The following is a 22,401-nucleotide window of genomic DNA, read 5'->3' as shown; positions in this document are numbered from 1 at the left end:
GTTGCGCGGCTCCCGGTCGGCGAAGAGGAGATGGGGCGCCCCGGCCTCGGCGTGCCGTGGCGTCACGACGCGGGGCGTGAGGCGCTGCCTGACCGGCCGGCCGGGCCTCTCCGACGCGGCAAGCCGTGTGAGACTTTCCTTCCCAGCAACCGCAACGGAACGGACACGTCATGCGCATCGGCGTCTACCTCGCCCACCCCCGGCCGGACAGTTTCAACAGGGCCCTGTTCGACGCGGTCGTGGATGAACTCCGGGGCCGGGACGTCGACGTCCGCGCGCACGACCTGTACGCCGAGGGCTTCAACCCGGCCCTGGCCGCTGCCGAGACCGAGACCGTGGCCGAGGTCGCGCCGTCCGCCGACGACCTGGTCCAGGCGCACCGGTCCGAGATCGCCGATCTGGACGCCCTGGTGTTCGTGCATCCCAACTGGTGGGGCATGCCGCCCGCGATACTGACCGGATGGGTGCAGCGTGTGCTCGTCCCCGGCGTCGCCTACAAGCTCGGCACCGCCGACGGTGAGCCCGCCGGGCTGCTGAAAGCCGGCCGCGCGCTGGTGCTCAACACCTCCGACACTCCGGCCGAACGTGAGCGGGAGGAGTTCGGCGACCCGTTGCAGCGGATCTGGAGCGCTTGCGTGCTGCCCTACGTCGGGATCACGGACCTGCGCCGGACCGTCTTCCGCACGGTGACGAACTCCGATGAACGGCAGCGGGCCGACTGGCTGCGCGAGGCTCGCGAGCTCGCGGCTGCCCTGCTCGACCCGCGCAACGCCGACACGTAGGCAGCGACGGCGGCGCTTGGACAAGCTCTGGCGACGCGGACACGTAGTCTGCCTTCCTGCAGATGACGTTACGCAGTGATGTCAGGACAAATCCTTGACTCCGCCGCCCGTCGCGAGGCAGTCTCGGTGCATCGCCGATGCCGCCCGCCGAGTGCCGGGACGGGCCGCGGTGAGGGACGACCCCAGCGACGCGAATGGACGGGGTGCCGCATGCGCATCGGGCTCGCGGGCGTGGGAAGGATAGGCGCCTTCCACGCCAGGACTCTGGCCGCTCTCGACGACGTCGACGAGTTGGTCGTGACGGACGCCGACCGCCAGGCGGCCGAACGCGTCGCCGCCGAGCTGGGGCTCCAGATGGCCGGACGCGTCGCCGCCGGGCTCCGGATTCAGGTGGCACCGGACGCCGATGCCCTGATCGCGTCGGGTGTCGACGGGTTCGTGATCGCCACCGCCACCCCGGGGCACGCGCCGCTGCTGCGCCGGGCCGTCGCCGCCGGGATGCCCGTCTTCTGCGAGAAGCCCGTGGCGGCCACCCTGAAGGAGACCATCGAGCTGGCCGACCTCGCCGAAACCTCGCAAGTGCCGATCCACGTCGGCTTCCAGCGCCGCTTCGACGCGGGATACCTGCGTGCGCGGGCCGCGGTGGCCTCCGGCGAGCTCGGCTTCGTCCACACCATCCGGGCCGGCACCCACGACCAGGCCCCGCCGCACGCGTCCTACGTCCCCACCTCCGGCGGCATCTTCCGCGACTGCAACGTGCACGACTTCGACATCCTGCGGTTCGTCACCGGACGCGAGGTGGCCACCGTGTACGCCACGGGCGCCAACAAGGGCGCGGCCTTCTTCGCCGAGGCCGGGGACGTCGACACCGGCGGCGCCCTGCTGACCCTGGACGACGGCACGATCGCGCTGATCTCCTCGACCCGCTACAACGGCGGCGGCCACGACGTGCGCATGGAGGTCCACGGCGAGAAGGGCACGATCGCCGTCGGCCTGGACCACTCGCTGGCGATGCGCTCGGCCGAGGAGGGCGTCGACTTCCCGCGCGGGCCGCGGAAGTGGTCGTTCATGGAGCGCTTCCTCCCGGCGTACCAGGCCGAGCTGGCGGCCTTCGCCGCCGTCGCCCGCGGGGAGCGGCCCTCGCCGTGCACGGTGCGCGACGCGCTGGAGGCGTTCCGCGTGGCCGAGGCGTGCGAGCTGTCGCAGACCGAGCGCAGGCCCGTGGCCCTGTCCGAGATCGAGGGGATCGGCGGCGGGGCGTGACGCACTCACCCGTCGCTCGTGCCGCCGTCTCCTTGGCGCTCTGAAGGTGGAGTACGCGTACCAGCGTCCCGGACGCGCCAGGAGTAGATCACGGCGGTGATGCTGGCGCCGACGATGCCCGCCAGCGCGAGGGGGATGAGGATCGCCTCGGGGACGATGAGCGCAGCCACGGTCAGGATCGCGCCGACGGCGGTGAAGAGGCGGCCGCCGAACCGGTGGGTCAGCACCCAGCACCGCTCGTCGGCCAGCGTCCACGGGGTGCGGACGCCGGCGATCCCGTTGGGACGCAGGACGGGCAGGGCCCTTCCGATGACCACGGTGAACAGCCCGAGGACGGCGCCCACGACTCTGATCAGGGGGACGCCTCCGTTGACCGCGCCGAGCACCGAGGCCGCGTGTATGCCGGTCAGCAGGCCGAGGACGCCGATGGCGATGGTGTTGTAGCCGCGCGCGGAATCGGCGAGTCGCCGGCGTTCCGGTACGACGCGGGGGAGCACGAGCAGGATCGCCGCGAGCACCAGGATGACGACGGGCAGCGTGATCAGTGCCTCGCTCTTGCCGCCCAAGCGGTCGACCTTGCCCGAGGCGCCCCAGTGCACGGGTATGCGGGCGTCGTCGGGGATGCGGTTCCACGCCCACAGCGACAGGGCGGCCGTGCAGGCGAGAAGGAGGCCGGCGCCGATCGCGGTGGGGCGGGTGTTCATCAGGGCGGGAGCGCTGTGGGGCGTTCGGTCGCCGCCGTCGGCGGGCGGGGTGCGATGACCCGGCATGGGGTGCCTCCAGGATCCGGTCCGATGTCACGTTGCCGACCAGACTTCCCGGCGCTCCATGATCGACGATAACAGCGGGCAGGCGCGGCGGCCAGAGGGGTGGTCGGAATACGCGCGCTCCGTCGTCATCGCTGGCGCGCTCTCGCATACGTGCGTGTGTGCGGGCGCGTGCGTGTGCGTGTGTGGCGACGGCGGGCGTGGCGGGTCGGCGGCGCGGTTCGTCCCTACGGCTGATCGCCGATGGCCAAGATCGGCTGAACGGCCGACTCTCCGCCCGTGGGACGTCCGGAACACTCCAGTGATCGTCAACCGGCGAACGAAGAGACGAACGACGGAGGAGTGCTCCTGATGAAGCCACCGAGATGGGCCGTGGCGCTGAGCGCGGCAGTGGCCGTGATGGCCGCGACCGTGCCCGCTGCCCCAGCCATGGCCGCGACCGGGCCCACCGCCGCGGCGGATGCGAGCCCGGCGCGATGGACGGCCGCATGGGGAGCCGCGATGCAGCGGCCCACGCCCGGCACCGCGGACAACGGGCCGAACTGGTCGGTCAAGGGCTTCGACGACCACACGCTGCGGCAGGTGGTCAGGATGACCGTGGCCGGATCGCACGTGCGCATCCGGCTGTCCAACGTCTACGGCACCCGCCCCCTGGCGATCGCCGGTGCCCGGGTCGGCAGGTCGGCGGGGGGCGCGATGGTGTGGCCGGACAGCTCCCGCCCGGTGACGTTCGCCGGGAAGCCGTCGGCGGCCATCCCGCCGGGGAAGGAGCTGGTCAGCGATCCCGTGGCGCTGACCGTCTCGCCCCTGGAACGGCTGGCCGTCTCGGTCCGCGTGCACGGCGCCACCGGACCCGCCACCTTCCACCGCTTCACCACCGCCACGTCCTACCGGGCCCACGGCGACCATCTCGGCGACGCGAACGCCGGCGCCTTCGGCGAGGCCACGTCCGCCTGGTACTACCTGACCGGCGTCGAGGTGGACAACCCGGCGGCCACGGTGGTGGCGTTCGGTGACTCGCTGGTCGACGGCGTGGGCTCCAGCGCGGGCGCCGACGTCAGGTTCGTCGACCAGCTGGCCGAACGGCTCGGCACGGGCGACCGGCCGCTCGCCACGGTCAACGCGGGCATCGCGGGCAACAGCCTGCTCAGCGGATCGCCCTGCTACGGGGACCGGGCCACGGACCGCTTCCGGCGGGACGTGCTGGACCGGCCGGGCGTGCGGGCGGTGATCGTGCATCTCGGCGCCAACGACCTCGGGCTCCCGCAGGTCGGCGGCGCGTGCGTCGGATCGGCCGGCAAGGTCACGCTCCAGCGGCTCATCGACGGGCACCGGGCCCTGATCGAGGCGGCCCACGCGCGTGGCGTCAAGGCCGTCGGTGTCACCATCCCGCCGCTGCGGGGCGCCCTGTTCCCGTTCTGGAACGAGGAAGTGGAGAAGGCGAGGATCGGGCTCAACCGGTGGATCCGGTCGGGCGGCGCGTACGACGCCGTGCTGGACGCCGACCGCGCCATGGCGGACCCCGCCGCCGCCGGCCGGTCGAGGCCGGGCTACCTCTTCATCGACGGGCTGCATCCCGACGACGCCGGGCACCACGCCATCGCCGCCGCCCTGGACCTGGGCGCGACAACGGGCTGGGAGAGGTAGTTCGTCTCGCGAATTGTAGCGCCTTGGAAATGTTAGTCTGAACGCGTGGCTAAGCAAGATGAAGGACAGATCGGAGTGGTGGCCGCGCTGGTGCGGTCCACGTTCCTGGTGAACGCCGTGTACGCCGAGTCCGCCCGGGAGTACGGCCTCACCTCGCAGCAGGGCCAGTTGCTGTGCGTGCTGATGGCGCGGTCGTACGGCATGAGCGACCTGGGCGCGGTGCTGGGGCTGGCCAAGTCGAGCCTCACCGGACTGGTGGACCGCACCGAGCGCAACGGCCTGGTCCAGCGCAGACCCGACCCGCAGGACTCGCGGGCGGTGCGGATCGCGCTCACCAGGAAGGGCTCCAAGGTCGCGGAGGAGTTCTACGTCGAGACCTGCCGGCGGGTCGAGAACCTGATGGCGGGCCTGTCCGGCGCCGACCGTGACACGCTGGCCGGCCTGCTCGGCAGCGTCGTGGAGGACAACAAGGTTCCCGTGGTCTTCCTGGAGTCCGGAGGAGGGGCCGGCCTGGAGCACGAGCGGTAGAGCGCCCCCGGGTTGCAGTTCGTGCCACGAACTAATATGGTTCGTAGCACGAACTCAACCTCTTTTGCAGATCGGGGCGTGACATCATGAGTGGTCGTACGGTGGTTGTCGTCGGCGGCGGTTACGGCGGTTCGGCGCTCGCCAGGGCGCTGGACGCCGAGGCGGAGGTCGTCCTCGTGGACCCGCGCGACGCGTTCGTCAACACGGCGGGCTCGCTGCGGGCGCTGACCCGGCCCGAGTGGGCGGGCAACATGTTCTTCCCCTACGAGCAGTGGCTGACGCGGGGCAGGGTGGTCCGCGAGCGCGCGGTCTCCGTGGACGACGGCGGCGTCACCCTGGCCTCGGGCGAACGGATCGAGGCCGGCTATCTGGTCCTGGCGACGGGCTCCAGCTACGCCTACCCGGCCAAACCGGTCTCCGACTCCACCGACGAGATCCTGGACGATTTCCGCCGGACCCACAAGGAGCTGGCCGGCGCCGAGCGGGTGCTGATCCTCGGCGCCGGGCCGGTCGGCCTGGAGCTGGCGGGGGAGATCAAGGAGGTCTGGCCGCACAAGCAGGTGACCGTCGTCGATCCGGGCGAGCGGCTGCTGCCCGCGTTCCCGGAGGAGCTGCGCCAGGACCTGCACCGCCAGCTCGACGAGCTGGACGTCCGCCTGCGGCTGGGCGCCGGGCTGATCGCGCCGCCGCCGACCGGGCCCGGCCAGGTCGAGACCTTCACCGTCACCACCGCCGGCGGGGAGGAGATCACCGCCGACATCTGGTTCCGCGCCCACGGCGTGCGCACCAACAGCGACTACCTCGCCGACGGGCGGCTCACCAGCCGCAACGCGCAGGGACAGGTTCCGGTCACCGAGACCCTCAACGTCAGCGGATACGACCACGTCTACGCGATCGGCGACATCACCGACGTGCCCGAGGCCAAGATGGCCGGGTACGCCATGCAGCACGCCGACGTGGTGGCGCGCAACATCGTCGCCCAACTGAACGGCGAGCGGCCCGCGGCCACCTACCAGCCCCTGCCGCATCCCATGATCCTGCTCCCGCTCGGGCCGCGCGGTGGCGTCGGCCAGTTGCCCACTCCCGACGGCCCGGCCGTCGTCCCGGCGGAGACCGTGTCGGCGTACAAGGGGGCCGACCTGTTCACCGGCCGCTTCACCGAACAGTTCGGCTCCGCCTGAGCCGGATAATCGGGAAATTCGAAAGGAAAGGCAGAACCTTGTCTGGACACGACGTCGTCTTCGGTTTCGGGGCGCACAGCGGCACCCACGAGGCGCCGGAACTGCTGCGCATGGCCCAGCAGGCCGACCGTGACGGGCTCGACATCTTCTCGCTGTCGGACCATCCCTACATCGGCGGGCGCCTCGACGCCTACGCCGCGCTCGGCTTCATTCTCGGGCGGACCCAGCGCATCGCCGGCTTCGCCAACGTCACCAACCTGCCGACCCGGCCCGCGCCCATGCTGGCCCGGACGGTGACGTCGCTGTCGGCGCTGTCGGACGGCCGCGTCGTGCTCGGCATGGGCGCGGGCGGGCTGTGGGACCGGATCTCCGACATGGGCGTCCCGCGGCTGTCGCCGGGCGATGCCGTGGACGCCTTCGAGGAAGCGATCGTCCTGGTCAGGAAGCTGTCGGGCGGCGGCCCGCCGGTCACCTTCCAGGGCCGCCACTACCAGGTGAACCGGATCGAGCCCGCCCCCGTGGCCGCGCCCCCGGTGTGGACGGGCTCGAACGGCCCGAGGTCGCTGGCCGCCACCGGCCGGGTGGCCGACGGCTGGCTCCCCGGCCACGCGGCGGACTGGCGCAGCGAGCGTTACCGGACCTCGCGGCCGATCATCGACGAGGCGGCGGCGGCCGTGGGCCGGGACCCCCGCGAGATCCGCACGGTCTACAACTTCCCCGGCCGCATCACCGACCGCCCGCTCGCGGCCACCCGTGACCAGGACGGCCGGTGGATCGGCGGCTCCGTCGACCAGTGGGTCGAGGAGCTGACCGAGGCCGTGCTGGAGCACGACGCGTCGGGCTTCATCCTCTTCGCCCCCGACCACGGCGCCTCGGAGCTCGTCACGCTCGGCCGCTGGGCCGCGGAGATCGTCCCGGCCGTGCGCGAAGCGGTCGCAGGGAAGAAGAACGGCTGAGGCCGTGGTCAGCGGTGGCGAGGGGGAGAACGGCCGGGGCCGTCGTCAGCGGCGGTGGACGGGCGGCCTGCGGTACACCTCTCGTCGCGGCCGAGGACGGGCTCGGGGCCTCCGGTGTTGCGCACGACGGTGACGTGCCGGTCCTCCGGTTCGAGGCCGGACTCCAGGGCCCGGCGGGGCAGGTCGGTCAGGATCGTCCGGTCGCCCGGGTAGTGGCGGTCGTGCGCCTCGACCATGCGCAGGACCGGCCAGAGCGAGGCCGGGGTTGCGCAGGTGGATGAACAGGAAGCTCGGGCCGCCGCGCGCAGCTCGGGAAAGGGCTCGACGCTCCGGACGCGGTGCGTACATACGCCGCCGGAGCTCGGTGATCGCCTGCCCGGCCTCGCGCCAGTCCATCCATCGCGCTCGCATCGCGTCCGTTCCTCTCCATGGAGGACGCCACAATCACACGCGCCTCCACGTCGGGACGTCAGGATCACCCGCGACGCCTGCCGATCATCCGGGATGCCCCGGAGCCGCCATGGACGGCTCCGGGGTTTCGCGGAAACCCGGATCAGCAGTTCACCCAGGAGACTTTCATCTGGCCGTCCTGCGTGCCCCACTCGCCCGACTGGTTGCATCCGAACCAGCGCTGTCCGACGAGCGTGTCGCCGGACCAGTAGCTGATGACGGTGAGGAGGTCACCGCCGGGCGGGGGAGGAGGAATGGCATGAGCCGGGGTCGATCCGAGGGCGAGCAGACCGGCGGCCAGTGCCGCCGTGACGATCCCACGCTTGATACTCACGAAGGTTCCTCCAGGTCAATGCGTTGGTGGACCAGAGCGAACGTCGACGCCGTGCACGTGAATCGTCCTCACGATAACCGCGTTGATCAAGGCTGTCAGCAACAGACGGCGCTTACCGGACATCAACCGTCCGTCAGGCGAGCTCGTACGTCCAGCCGGAGGCGAGAGGGGAGGAGACCGAGACCCCGCCGCCGGAGCGGGTGACCGTGAACGGCGTCGCCGCGCCCGAGGCGTGGTCGGTGACCGTGAGGGCCGTCTCGCCGTCCGGACCCGGGTACACCCGCAGGGTCAGGCCGTCGAGGTAGTCGTAGTCCGGCTGGTCGTCCCTCGCGCCGACGGGCAGGACGGCGCCTTCCCGCACGTAGATCGGCATCGAGGTGAAGCCGTGGGTCTCGGTGCGCCGGCGTTCGCCCTCGACCCGCTCGCCCGTCAGGTAGTTCGTCCAGGTGCCGGCCGGCAGGTAGACCTCCACCGTCCCGTCGGGGGTGAAGACGGGCGCGACGAGCAGGTCGGGGCCGAGCATGTACTGGGTGTCGAGGTGGGCGACGTTGCGGTCGCCGGGGAAGGCCATCGCCATGGGCCGCATGACGGGCGTCCCGCGCTCGTGCGCCCGGGCGGACGCCCGCCTGTGCGCAGCGCGCCGGTCAGGTGGACGATGTCGCGATGCCCCAGCTCCAGCAGGTGCCGCACGGCGACGCCCCGGCCGGACAGCGGGGAGCCGTCGCCGTCCGCCCCGCTCAAAGGTCACGGATCGCGCGAGCGGCGTTGATCAGGCCGATGTGGCTGAAGGCTTGCGGGAAGTTCCCGAGGGCTTCTCCCGTGGCGGAATCGACCTCCTCGGCCAGCAGGCCGACGTCGTTGGCGTAGGAGGCCGCGGTCTGGAACACGTGCCTGGCCATGGCGCGCCGACCTGCGAGCGCCGCGGCGTGTGCGAGCCAGAAGGTGCAGAGCAGAAAGGTGCCTTCCTGGCCGAGGAGTCCGTCGGCGGCGTGGTAGCGGTGCACCAGGCCGCGGGCGTCGGTCAGCTGCGCGGCCACGGCGTCCACGGTGGCCCGCACGCGCGGGTCGTCGCCGGGCAGGAACCCGACCATGGGCATCATCAGCGCGGACGCGTCCAGGTCGGGAGCGGTGAACGACTGGGTGAAGGCGCCCACCTCGTCGTTCCATCCGTGGGTCAGGATCGCGGCACGGATCTGGTCGCGGGTGTGCGTCCAGTCGGCGACGCGGCCGGTGGCCCCCAGCAGAGGCGCCAGTGCGACGGCTCGGTCCAGGGCCGCCCAGCACATGAGTTTCGAGTGCAGGAAGTGCCTGGCGGGGCCGCGCACCTCCCAGAGACCCTGGTCCGGCTCCGGCCAGCGGCGGGCGGCGGCGTCGGCCACGCCGATCAGGAAGGAACGGGTGAGCGTGTCGAGCGCGCCCGCGTCGCGGTAGATCTGGTGGGCCGCGTCGAGCAGCTCCCCGTAGACGTCGATCTGGCGCTGCAGCCAGGCGTCGTTGCCGACGCGTACCGGGGAACTGCTCCGCCAGCCCGTCAGGTGGGGGAGCGGCCGTTCGCTCAGGTCCCGCTCGCCGCCGACCCCGTACATGATCTGCAGGTCGGCGCCGCGGTCGAGCTGGGTCGCCGAGGCGCGGGCGAGGAAGGCGAAGAAGGCGGTCTCCTCCCTCTCGCACGCCGCCGTGGCGAGCGCCTGCAGGGTGAAGCTGGTGTCGCGGATCCAGGTGTAGCGGTAGTCCCAGTTACGGTCCCCGCCGACGCTCTCCGGCAGGGAGGTGGTGGCCGCGGCGACGATGGCCCCGGTGGGGGCGAACGTCAGCGCGCGCAGCACCCGGCCGCTCTGGGCGACCTGGTCCTCCCAGGGACCTTGGTAGCGCGCGTGCAGCCGCGACCAGGAACGCCAGCCGGCGACGGTGTCCCGGAGGCGGCGGCGGATGTGGCGTGGATTCAGCGGCGGCGCCTCGGCGCCCCATGCCCATCCGGACTGCAGAGCCAGTTCCAGGTGTTCGCCCGCTCGCAGCGTGAGGGTGGTGTCGGCGACCGCCCCGCTCACGCGCAGGTCGACGGGCGTCGACAAGGTGAGCACGTGGGCGCCGCCGTGGGCGACCAGGCCGCCGCGGACCGGCCGCATCAGCGGCCTGACGAGCCCGAACTCCGGCCGTGGAGAGTACGCCACCTCCACGGTGACCTGTCCTTCGACACAGGTCACCTGGCGCAGGAGGACACCCGGCGAGGACGCGCCCATCGCGTGTCCCCGTTCACGGTGGCCCAGCGCGAGGGCGTCCACCAGGACCGCGGTCCCGTCCGGGCCGTGGAAGGTGGTCTCCAGCACCAGGCTCCCGTCCAGATATCTGCGGGTGACCTCGGTGTGCCGGACGGGGCGGACGGACCAGTACCCGGCGTTCTCGTCGAGCATCCGGGCGAAGATCGACGGGCTGTCGAAGCGCGGCACGCACAGCCAGTCCACCGAGCCGTCGGAGGTGACCAGGGCCGCCGATCGGCAGTCTCCCAGCAGGGCATGGTCGCTGATCGGCCGGGTGCTCAAGGGAGTCTCGTCAACCACTCGGCGAGGATCGCGGGGACCGTGGCGCCCGGGCATGGAGCCGTGGCCTGGCGACGACCCTGTGCCGGCGCAGCCGGATGGCGTAGGCGATCGCGGACCCGGCGAAGAGCACGCCGGTGACCAGCAGCCACCGGCCGAGGTACGGGCTCGTGTCCAGCCCCGTCGACCGGTGGTAGGTGTCGCCGGCCAGACCGAGGATGAGGGGGAACCAGATGAGGAGCAGGAGCCCGGACAGCGCCGCCGGCACCCGCAGGTAGTTGATCGACGATGGCCGTGCGGGGTGGCCGGACGGTCGCCGGCGGCGACGCCACGGCCGCCGCTGAGCCGTGACGTCGGAGACGGCGTACAGCGGATACAGCAGCAGGTCATGAACGATCGCGGCGCCGACGAACCACACCACGAAGCCGACCCAGATGCCCGCGGCGACGACACGTGTGGCGGCGTACCCGGTCAGGGCGAAGCAGGCGAGCAACGCCAGAAGGTGCAGAGGGTCGGCGCCGTAACGGGCGGCCGTCCAGCGATACGCGCGGCGGATCCGGGAAGGCATGTCGTCACTCATCTCGCCGTGGGATGGAAGCTGATCCTGCGGACCCACTTCGTGTTGTGGACCCCGGGGGCGTTCGGGACGATGATCCTGGCGGGGAAGCCGTGGTCGAGCGACAGGTCGGCGCCGTTGACCCGCAGCGCGAGCAGGGACCGGGGGTCGGACATCTGGCCCGCGCTCAGCGAGGCCTGGCCGAAGGCGCCCCCACGCTGCAGGGATTCGACGACCGCGTATGCCGTGCCGGGCATGATCCCCGCCAGCCGGGCCAGATCGGCAAGCCGTACGCCCGTCCACGACTGTTCCGCCGACCACCCTTCCACGCACGCGATCGGCAGCACGTAGGTGTGCAGCGGCAACGCCAGCAGGTCCGCGCGGCTCAGGATCGCCTGACGTGCTCCGGCCAGTTCCAGCCTCCATCCCGGGCCGGTCTCCGCCAGACGGACGCCCATGGCGCTGGCGGCCTTGTTGACCTGGAAGTCGTTGGGACCCGCGCCGTAGTCCCGCCCGTGCGGGGCCAGCAGCGCCGTGCGGCGCAGGGGGCCGTCCATGGTCTGGCCGACGGACAGGCCGAACGTGAGCAGCGAGGCGCCGCCCACGAAGGCGAGCACCCCCCGCCGGGACATCGTGGGCTCCGCCGGGGACAGGGGCGCCAGGCCATCCGGATCGGGCGGTTCGGGCCGGGTGGCGTCCAGCCCGGTCCGCAGTTCGCGGCGGATGCTCCGTGACCGCAACGATCGGACCATCTTCGGCAGTTTGACGGCGACGTGAACGGCGAAGGCCGCGAGGAAGATCCATGCCCCGTACAGATGGGCCGGGTAGAACGAGAACGGGAAGACGTAGAAGAGCTGGATGTTCAGAATGCCGGTGACGAACTCGAACACCGCGCCGCCGACCAGAAGCAGCAGACTGACCCGCTCCACGGCCTGGGCGGCGGAGCGGGCCGGCGGCCAGATGAACAGCCTCGGGATCACCGACCACAGCTTGGCCAGCAGCACCGCGGTCAGCGTCAGCCCGAGGACGACGTGCACTCCTTGGGTGACCCGATACAGCGAGGCAGGATAGGTCGGCCAGTCGAAGAGGTAGAAGCCCAGCCATCCCCGTTCCGGGGTGGTGTCGTTGTCCGGCACCCGCGGGTCGTAGGCGGCGTAGGACAGCATCCCCGTGATCGCGATGATCGGGATGCCGGCCAGCAGGACGAGGCCGAACACCGACGTCAACCATGGGCCGCGGATCGGGCTGCGCCAGAACTCCGGCCGGAACGGACCCGGTGGAGGATGGTCTCGCAGCCAGGCGGCGGCTTCGCGTCCGGGGCGTCCGGTCGTGCGCTCCCCCGACGTGGGCTCGCGGTCGTGATGAGCGTCCCCTGGGGACGGCTGATCAGACACCGAATCACCCCAAACCTGCGCTTCGCCGCAGCGGACGAGCCCCTAGGCGATAAATGCCGGAAAGTGAATCCTCTGTCCTATTTGCCGGAAATACCCGCTCGTCGTCGTGACGTAACTCACGGTCAGGTGACGCTCACCCGAGCCGCCGTGCGGCCTCCGCGCAGGAACCGCGCCCCATGGGCAGCCACAACGTCGAGGGCGCCGGAGGCCCCCCGCCGACCGGCCTGAAGACGCCGTCCGGAACGTCGGCCAGCAGCTTCTCCGGGCAGCGGCGGTAGTACCGCGTCAGGTCCGCGGGGAATCCCCGGAGATCGGCCGGCCGTGCGACCACGATCGCCGCGAATCGACGTTCCGTCACAGCCCGGCCGATGCTGCGTTCGAGTGCCTCGCGGGCGGCGGGATCGCTGCCGCGCAGGACGTCCGCGGCGGCGGCACGATGCGCCACGGGCGGAAGCCCGGCCAGCACGCTCAGCCCCGGATCGGCGAAGATCGCCACCGGACCGTCGAAACCGACCAGCCACGCGCGGAGCCGGTCACCGACGCGGCGGTCGGCGGGACCCGGGATGGTCCGGCCGGCGGCGGAGGCGCCCACGGCCAGGACGGCGAACTGCGCCAGGACCAGTACCCCGGCCACCACCGTGCGCGGGCTCGGTGTGGCGCCGCCCATCCCGATGCCGGCGAGCAACGCCACGGCCGCGTAGACCGGGAGCAGGTTGTTCACCGCGCCGCCCGAGTGCAGAAGCCCGGCGTAGCCTTCCGCGGCCAGCGCCAGGCAACCCAGAGCGAGGATCGGCGGTATCCGCCGCACCGCGAGAAGGGCCGCCACCAGGGCGATTCCGAGCGTGGGCAGCAGGTACCAGGTCCAGAAGCCGGCCAACGCGGCGCGCTCCAGCGGATGCCGGGCGAGGACCTGGAAGACGTAGAAGACGTACCAGCCGTGACTGCTCAAGCCCCACACGAGCGTGGTCAGGCCCACCACTGCCGCGAATGTCGCCGCCAGCACGCCTCCCAGACGCCGCCGGGGCCCGCACAGGAGCGTCACGCCGATCACCGCTGCTTCGGCGAGCGCGCCCTGTTTGGTGAGGAAGGCGGCCGAGAGCAGGAGCCCGGCGGCCAGCGCCTGGCCGGGCCGGCGCATCCAGCGAGCCACGTGGAGCCCGGCGAGGCTGAGGAGGAGGAACAGCGAGTCCACCCGGGCGACGTCGAACCACGAGGCGGCGGCGAAGTAGGTCGCGGCGTAGAGCCCCGCCGCGGCCACCCCGGCGGCCGGATCCCCGGTCTCACGCTGAACCAGCCGTGCGAGGACGACGAAGCAGCCCAGCGCGGCGACCAGCGAGAGCAGGCGAAGCGGAAGATAGGACAGCCCCAGCAGGCCCGCCGGGATCGCCGACGCGGCGAAGTACAACGGAGGATAGGCGTCGGGCACGTAGTCGACCGTGGGGGCGGAGTAGAGCGGCCGACCGGCGAGCAGACGTTCCACCTCGACGAGGGAGTTTCCCTCCAGCCACTCCAAGGCGTACGGGTAACCCAGGCGGCTCACGGCGACGTACCCGAACACCGAGATCGCGGCGAGTCCCGCTGCCGCCGCGAGCAGGTGCGGAAGCCGGGCCACACCGGTCACGTTAACCACGAAGCGCCGGCGGTACGGCCGACGCCGCCGATGAAACGGTCTCGACACGGTCAAGGACCATCCGGACGCCCTGTGATGCCCCGTCCCCTGCGAGGATCCGGCAATAGCGTCGGTGAGGTGCGGATACTGGTCACCGGCGCGGCTGGGTTCATCGGAAGTCATGTGGTCGAGGCGCTGTGGGCGGCCGGCCACGAGGTGACCGGCCTCGACCTCCGGGCGGGTGACGGTCACGTGGTCGGTGACGTGCGCGACGCGGATCTGCTCGCCCGGCTGCTGCGCCGGGTCGACGCGGTGGTCCACCAGGCCGCGAAGGTGGGGCTCGGTGTCGGCGTCCTCGACCTGCCCCACTACACGTCGGTCAACGTGCAGGGCACCGCCGTGCTGCTCGCCGCCATGGCGGAACACGGCGTGCGTCGCCTGGTCCTGGCCTCGTCCATGGTCGTGTACGGCGAGGGCGCCTACGAGTGTCCAAGACACGGCCTGATCCGGCCGGGCCCCCGCGCACCGGAGGATCTCGCCCGCCTGTCGTTCGAGCCCTGTTGTCCGCGTTGCGGGGCGGAGCTGTCACCCGTCGCGATCGACGAGGACGCGCGTCCGGATCCCCGCAATGTCTACGCGACCACCAAGCTCGCTCAGGAGCATCTGGCCGCCAACTGGGCGCGGGAGACGGGCGGGACGCTGGTCTCCCTGCGCTACCACAACGTGTACGGCCCGAGGATGCCCAGGGACACGCCGTACTCCGGTGTCGCGGCGATCTTCCGGTCGGCTCTGGAGGCCGGCCGGGCGCCTCGGGTGTTCGAGGACGGCCGCCAGCGACGCGACTTCGTGCATGTCCGGGACGTCGCCCGCGCCAACCTCGCGGCCCTCGAAGCCGGCACCGCTCCGGGAACGCCGACGACCTGCAACGTGGCCAGCGGAGAACCGCATACGGTCGGAGAGATGGCCGCCGCGCTCGCGGGCGCACACGGAGGCCCCGCGCCCGTCACGACCGGCGAGTACCGCCTGGGCGACGTGCGGCACATCATCGCCGCCCCCGACCGCGCCACGCGTGAGCTCGGCTTCCGCGCGAAGATCGGCTTCGTCGAAGGCATGCGGGAGTTCGCCGTGGAGCCCCAGGCGTGATGAGGGCGTTTCTCGGCTCAGGTGCCGATCCATGAGGGTCGACGTGGTGCTGCCCTGTCTGGACGAGGAGGCCGCCCTGCCCTGGGTCCTCGGGCGCATGCCGGACCGCTTCCGGCCGATCGTGGTCGACAACGGCTCGACCGACGGGTCCGCGCGGGTCGCGGCCGAGCTCGGCGCGACGGTGGTGACCGAGCCCCGGCGCGGATTCGGCGCCGCCTGCCACGCCGGGCTGCTGGCCGCGACCACCGACGTGATCTGCTTCATGGACGCCGACGCCTCGCTGGACCCCCGGCAGCTACCGCTGGTGGCGGGGCCCGTCCTGGACGGCGAGGCGGAGCTGGTCCTCGGCCGTCGCGTCCTCGCCCCGGGGGCGTCGTGGCCCGTCCACGCCAGGCTCGGCAACGGGGTGCTGGCCTGGCGGCTGCGCCGCCGGACCGGCGCTCCGTTGCATGATCTCGGGCCGATGCGGGCGTGCCGCCGCGCCGACCTGGTGGCGCTGGGGCTGGCCGACCGGCGCTGCGGATATCCCCTGGAGATGGTCCTGCGCGCGGCCTCCGCGGGCTGGCGGATAGCGGAGACCGAGGTGGACTACCTGCCCCGGACGGGCCGCTCGAAGGTGACCGGCACCGTGCGCGGCACGCTACGGGCCATCGGCGACATGCGCCGGGTCATGGCAGGCCGAGAGGGCCGGGCATGAGCGGGCCCGCGCCCGAAGGCGACGGCGACAACCCGGCCCCTCGCGGGGGGAGCCCGGAAAGCCTGGGACGAGGACCGGGCGAGGCCCAGGTGGTGGTTTTCGCCAAGGAGCCGGTACCGGGCAAGGTCAAGACCCGGCTGACCCCGCCCTTCACGCCGTGCGAGGCCGCGGCGCTGGCGGCCGCCGCATTGGCGGACACGCTGCGGACGGTCGCCCGCGTGCCGGCCATCCGTCACGTGCTCGTGCTCGACGGCTCCGCGGGAGCCTGGCTCCCCGAGAGTTTCACCGTGCTGCCACAGCGCGGCCGGGACCTGGACCAGCGGCTCGCGGCGGCCTTCGAGGACGCCCACCGCCTCCTGCCCGTCCCCACCGTGCTCATCGGCATGGACACGCCGCAGGTCACACCCGGCCTGCTGACCACCGCCCTGTCCTCGCTCGGCCCTCACGACGCGGTGTTCGGCCCGGCGGAGGACGGCGGATTCTGGCTCCTCGGGCTGCGCGTCCCCGATCCGGCGCTGCTCCTCGGCGTCCCGATGTCGGCGCCGACCACGGGCGCCGCCCAGGTGCGCAGGCTCACCGAGGCCGGGCTGAGCGTGGCCGTGCTGCCGCGCCTGACCGACGTGGACACCGCGGCGGACGCGTACGCGGTGGCCGCCCTCGCCCCATGCTCGGCCTTCGCCGCCGCCCTCGCCGGAACGGGGCGGTTCCCCGGCGGTCCTTCGGCGGAACGCATGACGTCAGGTCCGCATCCCGAGTGACGGGAGCGCTCGTACCGGAGGACGTCAGCGCCGGCCGTGGCGGCGGGCCTCACGCTGGAGGGGACCAAGGCGGCCTGATTCGACCCGTGGGCGGGCGCCCGGCTCGACTCGCGGGCGAGCGCCGCACGGCGGCTCGCCCGCGAGCGGGGGAATCCCCGGCTCAGACCAGGTCGATGCGTTCCTGGGCGATCGGGTAGCCGGCCCTGGCGAACGTGGCGACCATCGGCAGGTTGGTCTGGTCCGTACCGGCCACGACGCGGTCCACCCCCTCGGCGGCCAGCAGGTGCGTGGCCTCGACGAGCAGGTCGTAGGCGTAGCCGTTGCCGCGGTGCTCGGGCACCACGCCGATGAATCCGACGATCGCCGCGCTGTGGTTGGCGGCGGGGACGGTCAGCCCGACGAGGTCACCGTCGGGCGTGTAGGCCAGCCGCCACCACTCACGCGGGCTCGGCAGCCAGCGCAGCAGGTCGAGCTCCTCCCGGGCGGCCGCGTCCAGCCCGGACTCGGCGGTGGTACGGCGCGCGTGCGCGTCGAGGCTGCCCTGATGGATGCGGCGGAAGACGTCGAGGATCACCTCGTCGTCGGGTTCGGGACGGAACAGGAGCCGGCCCGGACGCTCGGGCAGGCCGCAGCCGGGTGTCCACTCGTACCGGTAGCGCTCGACGAGCGGCGACATGCCCGCGGCCACGGCCGCCTCGATGCGGGCCTCCACCTGTTCGCGCACCTCGGGGGTCTCCCGCCAGCCCTTCGGCAGCTTGATGGAGTACTCGGCGCGCAGCGGCGCCGTGCGCAGCAACTTCACCGCCGCGTCCGCGTCGGTGAAGTCGAACCAGTCGAGCGCCATGGGCTCGGCGTCGTCCGGCCCCGCCCACCAGGCGGCGCGGGCGACGACCCGGCCCTCGCGCAGGGCCACCCACGACCATTCCGGACGGTATTCGCCGTCGGCGGCCATGGCGGTGTAGGTGCCGCCGAACGCGGCGAAGCCCACCAGCCCGGGGTCCGGCAAGGAGTCGAAGAGGTCTTCCTCCCCTGCCACGAGGGGACGGATCACCAGATCGTTCATGCGAGAAAGTCCTTACGGGTAGCGACGCGCTCCCGTTCAGACCCTCGGCGCCCTCGGAACGAGGCGGAAGCGCATGACAGTCATCGTGGTCATGGTCTCCACCTCCTTGGTTCCTCTGCTCATCGAGAGCTCATCGAGAGCGCGGGAGCAGCGTAGCAGGATCGACAGACGCTCAGTCGTCCACCCCGCGCGTGCGCAGCGCCTCGCCGAGCGTGTCGGCGTGCCGCAGGACGCTGATCAGCAGCGGCACGGCGAACGCCCGCACGCTCCACTCGACGCCCCGGGCCCGCTGGGCCTCCCTGACCTGCGTCGCCAGCCGCGAGACGACCGGCACGCTGCGCACGGTGAGCGACAGCATCAGCGACAGCCGGAACGGGTCGAGGCCGACGAACCTCGCGGGCGCCAGGCAGCGTTCCAGGCAGGCCATCATGGCGGCGGTGCGGGTGGTGAGCGTGACCAGCCCCGCCAGGGCGACGGCCAGCACCATCCGCAGCGTGGACGTCACCGCGACCGGCAGCCCCGCCGACAGCGCCTGCACCGCGAACAGCGCGACCGCGAACCAGCGGACGGGCCGCACCTGCGCCCAGCCCGCCGCCCAGCCGACGCCCGACACCGCGTACAGCAGGACGACGACCACCGCGGCGCCGCCGAGCGCGATCGGCGAGCCCAGGAGCACGAGCGCCGTGCACGCCAGCGCCAGCGCCAGCAGCTTGGCGCCGGCGCCGAGGCGGTGCAGCGGTGACCGGCCCGGGACGTAGGCGCCGGTGAGCCCGCTCACGCCATCAGCTTCCGGTAGTGGCCGATCGCCGCGCCGGGCTCGTCGTCGGCGACCACGCGGCCCCCGTCCAGCACCACGACGCGGTCGAAGTCCTCCAGCAGCGTCAGGTCGTGGGTGACCACCACCACCTGGTGCGGCAGGCCGCGCAGGACACCCGCGAACTGGCGGGAGTGGCGCAGGTCGAGCAGCGTCGTCGGCTCGTCCATCACCAGGACGCGGGGCTCCAGCACCAGCACCGAGCACAGGGCGAGGAGCTGCTTCTGGCCGCCGGAGAGCTGGTGGGCGGGGTGGTCGGCGTGCTCCGACAGGCCGTTCTCGGCGAGCACGGCCCCCACCCGGCGCTCCACCTCCTCGGGCCGCAGCCCCTTGCGGCGCAGCGAGAAGGCCACGTCCTCCGCCACGGTCGGCATGACGATCTGGGCGTCCGGGTCGGTGAAGACGAATCCCACGTCCCGCCGGATCCGGGCCCCGTGCCTGCGGGTGTCGCGCCCGAGCACCGTCACGCTGCCCGACGTCGGCAGGGCCAGCCCGTTGATCAGACGGGCGAGGGTGCTCTTGCCGGAGCCGTTGGCGCCGATCACGCCGACGCGTCGTTCCGCGAGCGACAGCGTGACGCCGCACAGCACGTCGCGCAGCCCGAGCCGCACATGGACGTCGGAGAACTCGATCACTCACACCACCTCGAACAGCGCGGCGACCCCGAGGCCGCCGCCGACCGCCGCCGTCGCCAGTCCCAGCGTTCCCGGGGGCGCGCCGGCCCGTACGAGCCGGCCGAACAGCCTGGTCACCACGACGGCGCCGCTGGCGCCCCAGGGGTGGCCGAGGGCCAGGGAACCTCCATCAGCGCACACCCGATCCCGGTCGCCGTCCAGCGGGTCGAGCCCGAGGGCGTCGGTCACCGCCAGCACCTGCGCCGCGAACGCCTCCACGATCTCCACGGCGGCGACCTGGCCGAGCGTCACCCCGGCGCGTTCGAGCACGCGCCGGACGGCCGGCACCGGACCCCATCCGGGCAGCGCCGGGTCGCAGCCGACGACCGCGCCCGCCCGCAGCCGCAGTCCCGGCAGACCGGCCCGCAGGCGGTCCGGGACGACGGCGACCGCGGCGGCGCCGTCGCTGATCGGGGAGGAGTTGCCGGCGGTCACCGTGCCTCCGGCGACGAACGCGGCCGGCAGCCGCGCCAGCGACGCCGTCCGCAGGGGGCGGGGCCGCTGGTCGTCCGTCCGTCCGCCGACGGGGACGATCTCCTGCCCGAAGCGGCCCGCGTCGCGCGCGGCCAGCGCCTTGGCGTGGCTGTGGGAGGCGTAGGCGTCCTGGCGTTCCCGGCTCACGCCGCGGGCTGCCGCGAGCGCCTCGGCCGCCGGGCCCATGTCGGGGTCGGGATGTCCGGCCGGCGCGAACGGCGCCCGCTCGTACGGCACGGGCGGCCCGTCCCCTCCGCCGCGGTGCGCCCGCAGCGGAGCGGTGGACGCGCTCTCCGCGCCACCCGCGACGACCAGATCCGCCTCGCCGGCGCGGACCGCCTGCCCGGCGAGCAGGATCGCCGCCAGGCCGCTGCCGCACTGCCGGTCGACCGTGACGCCGGGAACGCCGTGTCCCAGCCCGGCCGCCAGCGCGGAGACGCGGGCGACGTTGCCGCCGGGGCCCATGCAGTTGCCGAGGATCACGTCCTCCACCGGCATGCCGAGGTGGGCGACGTCGCCGGCGACCGCCGCGACGACGGGGGCGGCGAGCCGGTCGACGGTCAGGTTCTTGAACGCGTGCCCGGCGGTGCCGACGGCGGTGCGGCGGGCGGCCACGACGACCGGCGCGTCGCGCGTGTGGGTCACCATCTCAGCCGCCCGTCCCGGTCGTCATCGGGTTCGCCCGTCCCGGTCGTCATCTCAGTTGAGCCGCCTCAGGCCGGGGTCGCCGTCGGCGAGGCGGGTGGCGACCAGCCCGCGCGCCGGCTTGCCGGTGGGCGTGCGGGGCAGTTCGTGGACGGCGTACCAGCGGCGGGGCCGCTGGGCGGTGTCGAGGCCGCTGCGCGCCGCCGCCTCCAGGCTGGCCCGCGGCGGCGGAGCGGTGTCGCGGGTCTCCAGGACGGCGGTGACCACGGACCCGAGCGAGGGGTGCGGCGAGCCGACGACCACGAGGTCGCCCACGCCCGGCACGCTCCGCAGCACCTCCTCGACGTCCTCCGGCACGACGGTCGCGCCGCCGGTCTGGATCGCGCCGTCACCGCGCCCGCGCAGCCGCAGCACCTCGCCGGGCCGGTACGGCTCGGCCAGGTCGCCGACGGTCATCCAGCCGGCGTCGTCGGCGCGCAGCGGTCCGGCGGCGCCGGCCAGGTAGCCCTGGGACAGCCAGGGGGAGCGGGCCCAGACCTCTCCGAGCCGCTGTCCCCGCGGGACGCGGACCTCGACGTCGACGCCGGGGAACGGGCGCAGCCCCGCGCCGTCGGCGTCCATGGCCACGAAGGACAGCTCGGTCGCGCCGTAATAGGAGACGACGTGGACGCCGGCCGCCGCCGCCCGCTCGCGCGCGCCGGCCGGCAGCGCGGCGCCGCCGATCACGGCCGTGCGCAGCGGGCTCGCGGTCCGGCTCAGGGCGTCGAGCACGGTGGGCAGCCGGTGCGGTACGAGATGGACGACGGTGGCCTCGGCCAGGTCGGCGGCCAGGTCGGCCGGTGACCAGCGGCCCGGCAGGACGGCCGTCGCGCCGGTCGCCAGGGTGTGCACGGCGGCGAAGGCGTACAGGGAGGACACCAGCGGCCCGGGGATCAGCACGACGTCACCGGGCCCGATCCCCGTGAGGCGGTCCAGGTGCGGGAAGGAGGCCGTCCACGACGCGCGGGTGCGCACCACGGCGCGCGGTCTGCCGGTGCTGCCGGAGCTGAAGCAGGCCCACGCCGGGTCGTCGGGAGCTCCGGCGCCGGACATCGGGGGTGGGGCGGCGGCTGGTGCGGACAGAGGGGCGTCGACGAAGGCGTCCAGGGGGACGGCCCGCGTCACCTGTGCGCGCCGCTCGGGCCCCCACGAGGGATCGCACACCAGCGGCGTGGCCCCGGCCAGGTCGGCGGCCAGCACGGCGACGAGCATCTCGATCGGGTCGTCGAGGCTGACGGCGACCAGCGCGCCCCGCCCGGCCCCCGAGCCGGACGGGGGAGGGGCCGCTCGGCCGAGGAGGTCCGGCAGTCGCCGGGCCGCTCCGGCGATCCGGGCGGCCAGCTCGGCGTAGCTCAGCTCTCCCGAGCGGCCGCGGACGGCCGGGTGGTGCGGGCGGTCCGCGGCGTGGCGCAGGACATGTGCGGAGACCGGCATGTCGGGGTCAGAGCCTCCCCTTGGCCGCCGCCGCCCGCTCGCCGCCCGCGGCCGGATAGGCACGGAACACGCCGCGCGCCACGACCGAGGCCAGCACGGCCTTGACCAGGTCGCCCGGCACGAAGATCGAGCTCAGCGCCCAGGCCTTGGCCAGCGGGAGACCGGTGACGGCCGCCTGGACCGGGACGCCCAGGAGGTAGACCACGCCGATGCCGCCGGCCAGGCACGCCGCCAGGAGCCGCGTGATGCCGGGCGTCCGGTCGCCGTTCCCGGCGATCCAGCCGACCACGGCGGCGCCCGGGAGCCAGCCGATCAGGAATCCGGCGGAGGGCCCGGTGAACACGCCGAGGCCGCCGCGCCCGCCGGCCAGCAGGGGCAGTCCCGCGGCGACCAGCACGAGGAGGACGGCGATCGCCAGAGCGCCCCGCCGGGCGCCCAGGACGGCGCCCGCCAGCATGACGCCGAACGTCTGCAGGGTGATCGGCACCGCGTTGCCCAGCAGGTTGACGGCGCCGGGCAGCCCGAGCACGGCGATCAGAGCGGCGAAGACGCTGATGCGGGCCAGGTCGCCGGTGGCGAGCCGGCGGCGGGGCCGGTGGTCCGGTGACTCCTGCGGTCGGGACGGCACCTGTTCGTCGTGTGTCATAAGGCAGATC

Annotated in this window: 23 protein-coding genes; 9 read left to right on the top strand and 14 right to left on the bottom strand. The window is 73.2% G+C overall.

Annotation, left to right across the window (positions count from 1 at the left end):
- Nucleotides 1–170: 170 nt before the first annotated feature.
- Both HTZ77_RS00655 and HTZ77_RS00650 read left to right on the top strand, forming a co-directional pair.
- A complete protein-coding gene (locus HTZ77_RS00655) occupies nucleotides 171–782 on the top strand; it encodes an NAD(P)H-dependent oxidoreductase (protein WP_175587441.1) in 612 nt (203 codons plus the stop codon).
- Nucleotides 783–992: 210 nt separating this feature from the next.
- On the top strand, nucleotides 993–2,045 hold the full coding sequence (locus HTZ77_RS00650) for a Gfo/Idh/MocA family protein (RefSeq protein ID WP_175587440.1): 1,053 nt from the start codon (nucleotides 993–995) through the stop codon (nucleotides 2,043–2,045).
- 5 nt (nucleotides 2,046–2,050) lie between these two features.
- Here the strand turns inward: HTZ77_RS00650 and HTZ77_RS00645 are convergent, their stop codons facing one another.
- Nucleotides 2,051–2,815: an SdpI family protein gene (locus tag HTZ77_RS00645; RefSeq protein ID WP_175587439.1), complete on the bottom strand. Its 765-nt coding sequence runs from the start codon at nucleotides 2,813–2,815 to the stop codon at nucleotides 2,051–2,053.
- Between the two features lie 348 nt (nucleotides 2,816–3,163).
- Here HTZ77_RS00645 and HTZ77_RS00640 point away from each other — a divergent pair, with 348 nt between their 5' ends.
- The 4 genes from HTZ77_RS00640 to HTZ77_RS00625 all read left to right on the top strand — a co-directional run bounded on the left by HTZ77_RS00640 (nucleotide 3,164) and on the right by HTZ77_RS00625 (nucleotide 7,124).
- Nucleotides 3,164–4,459 (top strand): GDSL-type esterase/lipase family protein, encoded by a 1,296-nt coding sequence (locus tag HTZ77_RS00640; RefSeq protein ID WP_175587438.1) that lies wholly within the window; start codon nucleotides 3,164–3,166, stop codon nucleotides 4,457–4,459.
- 45 nt (nucleotides 4,460–4,504) lie between these two features.
- Entirely contained in the window at nucleotides 4,505–4,987 is a 483-nt protein-coding gene (locus tag HTZ77_RS00635; RefSeq protein WP_175587437.1) for a MarR family winged helix-turn-helix transcriptional regulator, read from the top strand.
- A gap of 86 nt (nucleotides 4,988–5,073) precedes the next feature.
- Nucleotides 5,074–6,168 carry an NAD(P)/FAD-dependent oxidoreductase gene (locus tag HTZ77_RS00630; protein WP_175587436.1) on the top strand — a complete coding sequence of 365 codons (1,095 nt, stop codon included), beginning with the start codon at nucleotides 5,074–5,076 and terminating at the stop codon, nucleotides 6,166–6,168.
- Nucleotides 6,169–6,206: 38 nt separating this feature from the next.
- Entirely contained in the window at nucleotides 6,207–7,124 is a 918-nt protein-coding gene (locus tag HTZ77_RS00625; protein ID WP_175587435.1) for an LLM class flavin-dependent oxidoreductase, read from the top strand.
- An 8-nt stretch (nucleotides 7,125–7,132) separates the two neighbouring features.
- Here HTZ77_RS00625 and HTZ77_RS00620 read toward each other — a convergent pair whose 3' ends face one another.
- From HTZ77_RS00620 to HTZ77_RS00590, 7 genes are all read right to left on the bottom strand, one after another.
- Nucleotides 7,133–7,360, bottom strand: coding sequence for a hypothetical protein (locus HTZ77_RS00620; protein WP_175587434.1), 228 nt, complete (start codon nucleotides 7,358–7,360; stop codon nucleotides 7,133–7,135).
- A 317-nt stretch (nucleotides 7,361–7,677) separates the two neighbouring features.
- Nucleotides 7,678–7,908, bottom strand: a complete 231-nt coding sequence (locus HTZ77_RS00615; RefSeq protein ID WP_175587433.1) for a hypothetical protein — start codon at nucleotides 7,906–7,908, stop codon at nucleotides 7,678–7,680.
- Nucleotides 7,909–8,041: 133 nt separating this feature from the next.
- Nucleotides 8,042–8,494: a TIM-barrel domain-containing protein gene (locus tag HTZ77_RS00610; protein ID WP_175587432.1), complete on the bottom strand. Its 453-nt coding sequence runs from the start codon at nucleotides 8,492–8,494 to the stop codon at nucleotides 8,042–8,044.
- A 151-nt stretch (nucleotides 8,495–8,645) separates the two neighbouring features.
- Nucleotides 8,646–10,448 (bottom strand): glycoside hydrolase family 15 protein, encoded by a 1,803-nt coding sequence (locus tag HTZ77_RS00605; RefSeq protein ID WP_175587924.1) that lies wholly within the window; start codon nucleotides 10,446–10,448, stop codon nucleotides 8,646–8,648.
- A 10-nt stretch (nucleotides 10,449–10,458) separates the two neighbouring features.
- Entirely contained in the window at nucleotides 10,459–11,013 is a 555-nt protein-coding gene (locus tag HTZ77_RS00600) for a hypothetical protein (RefSeq protein ID WP_175587431.1), read from the bottom strand.
- A gap of 8 nt (nucleotides 11,014–11,021) precedes the next feature.
- Nucleotides 11,022–12,218: a molybdopterin-dependent oxidoreductase gene (locus HTZ77_RS47970; protein WP_328808350.1), complete on the bottom strand. Its 1,197-nt coding sequence runs from the start codon at nucleotides 12,216–12,218 to the stop codon at nucleotides 11,022–11,024.
- Nucleotides 12,219–12,528: 310 nt separating this feature from the next.
- The gene (locus HTZ77_RS00590) at nucleotides 12,529–14,007 is read right to left on the bottom strand and encodes a hypothetical protein (protein WP_175587430.1); all 1,479 of its coding nucleotides are present in this window, start codon (nucleotides 14,005–14,007) and stop codon (nucleotides 12,529–12,531) included.
- Between the two features lie 135 nt (nucleotides 14,008–14,142).
- Here HTZ77_RS00590 and HTZ77_RS00585 point away from each other — a divergent pair, with 135 nt between their 5' ends.
- The 3 genes from HTZ77_RS00585 (at nucleotide 14,143) to HTZ77_RS00575 (ending at nucleotide 16,602) form a co-directional block, all read left to right on the top strand.
- Nucleotides 14,143–15,147 (top strand): NAD-dependent epimerase/dehydratase family protein, encoded by a 1,005-nt coding sequence (locus HTZ77_RS00585; RefSeq protein ID WP_175587429.1) that lies wholly within the window; start codon nucleotides 14,143–14,145, stop codon nucleotides 15,145–15,147.
- Between the two features lie 31 nt (nucleotides 15,148–15,178).
- Nucleotides 15,179–15,844: a glycosyltransferase family 2 protein gene (locus HTZ77_RS00580; RefSeq protein WP_175587428.1), complete on the top strand. Its 666-nt coding sequence runs from the start codon at nucleotides 15,179–15,181 to the stop codon at nucleotides 15,842–15,844.
- Between the two features lie 89 nt (nucleotides 15,845–15,933).
- Complete coding sequence (locus tag HTZ77_RS00575; protein ID WP_328808349.1) at nucleotides 15,934–16,602, top strand: TIGR04282 family arsenosugar biosynthesis glycosyltransferase; 669 nt, start codon at nucleotides 15,934–15,936, stop codon at nucleotides 16,600–16,602.
- Between the two features lie 160 nt (nucleotides 16,603–16,762).
- Here HTZ77_RS00575 and HTZ77_RS00570 read toward each other — a convergent pair whose 3' ends face one another.
- From HTZ77_RS00570 to HTZ77_RS00545, 6 genes are all read right to left on the bottom strand, one after another.
- A complete protein-coding gene (locus tag HTZ77_RS00570; RefSeq protein ID WP_175587426.1) occupies nucleotides 16,763–17,665 on the bottom strand; it encodes a GNAT family N-acetyltransferase in 903 nt (300 codons plus the stop codon).
- A gap of 172 nt (nucleotides 17,666–17,837) precedes the next feature.
- Nucleotides 17,838–18,443: an energy-coupling factor transporter transmembrane component T family protein gene (locus HTZ77_RS00565; RefSeq protein WP_175587425.1), complete on the bottom strand. Its 606-nt coding sequence runs from the start codon at nucleotides 18,441–18,443 to the stop codon at nucleotides 17,838–17,840.
- Nucleotides 18,440–19,114, bottom strand: coding sequence for an energy-coupling factor ABC transporter ATP-binding protein (locus HTZ77_RS00560; protein WP_175587424.1), 675 nt, complete (start codon nucleotides 19,112–19,114; stop codon nucleotides 18,440–18,442). Before HTZ77_RS00560 ends, HTZ77_RS00565 begins: the two co-directional genes overlap by 4 nt.
- On the bottom strand, nucleotides 19,115–20,275 hold the full coding sequence (locus HTZ77_RS00555; protein WP_175587423.1) for a thiolase family protein: 1,161 nt from the start codon (nucleotides 20,273–20,275) through the stop codon (nucleotides 19,115–19,117).
- Nucleotides 20,276–20,326: 51 nt separating this feature from the next.
- Nucleotides 20,327–21,745 (bottom strand): class I adenylate-forming enzyme family protein, encoded by a 1,419-nt coding sequence (locus HTZ77_RS00550; protein ID WP_175587422.1) that lies wholly within the window; start codon nucleotides 21,743–21,745, stop codon nucleotides 20,327–20,329.
- A 7-nt stretch (nucleotides 21,746–21,752) separates the two neighbouring features.
- Nucleotides 21,753–22,391, bottom strand: a complete 639-nt coding sequence (locus HTZ77_RS00545) for a biotin transporter BioY (RefSeq protein ID WP_175587421.1) — start codon at nucleotides 22,389–22,391, stop codon at nucleotides 21,753–21,755.
- Nucleotides 22,392–22,401 lie beyond the last annotated feature (10 nt).

The sequence above is a fragment of the Nonomuraea montanisoli genome (assembly GCF_013363975.1).
GTDB classification, from domain to species: Bacteria; Actinomycetota; Actinomycetes; order Streptosporangiales; family Streptosporangiaceae; genus Nonomuraea; species Nonomuraea montanisoli.
Note: the sequence above shows the minus strand (reverse complement) of the source record. Positions and strands in the feature narration are given on the sequence as shown.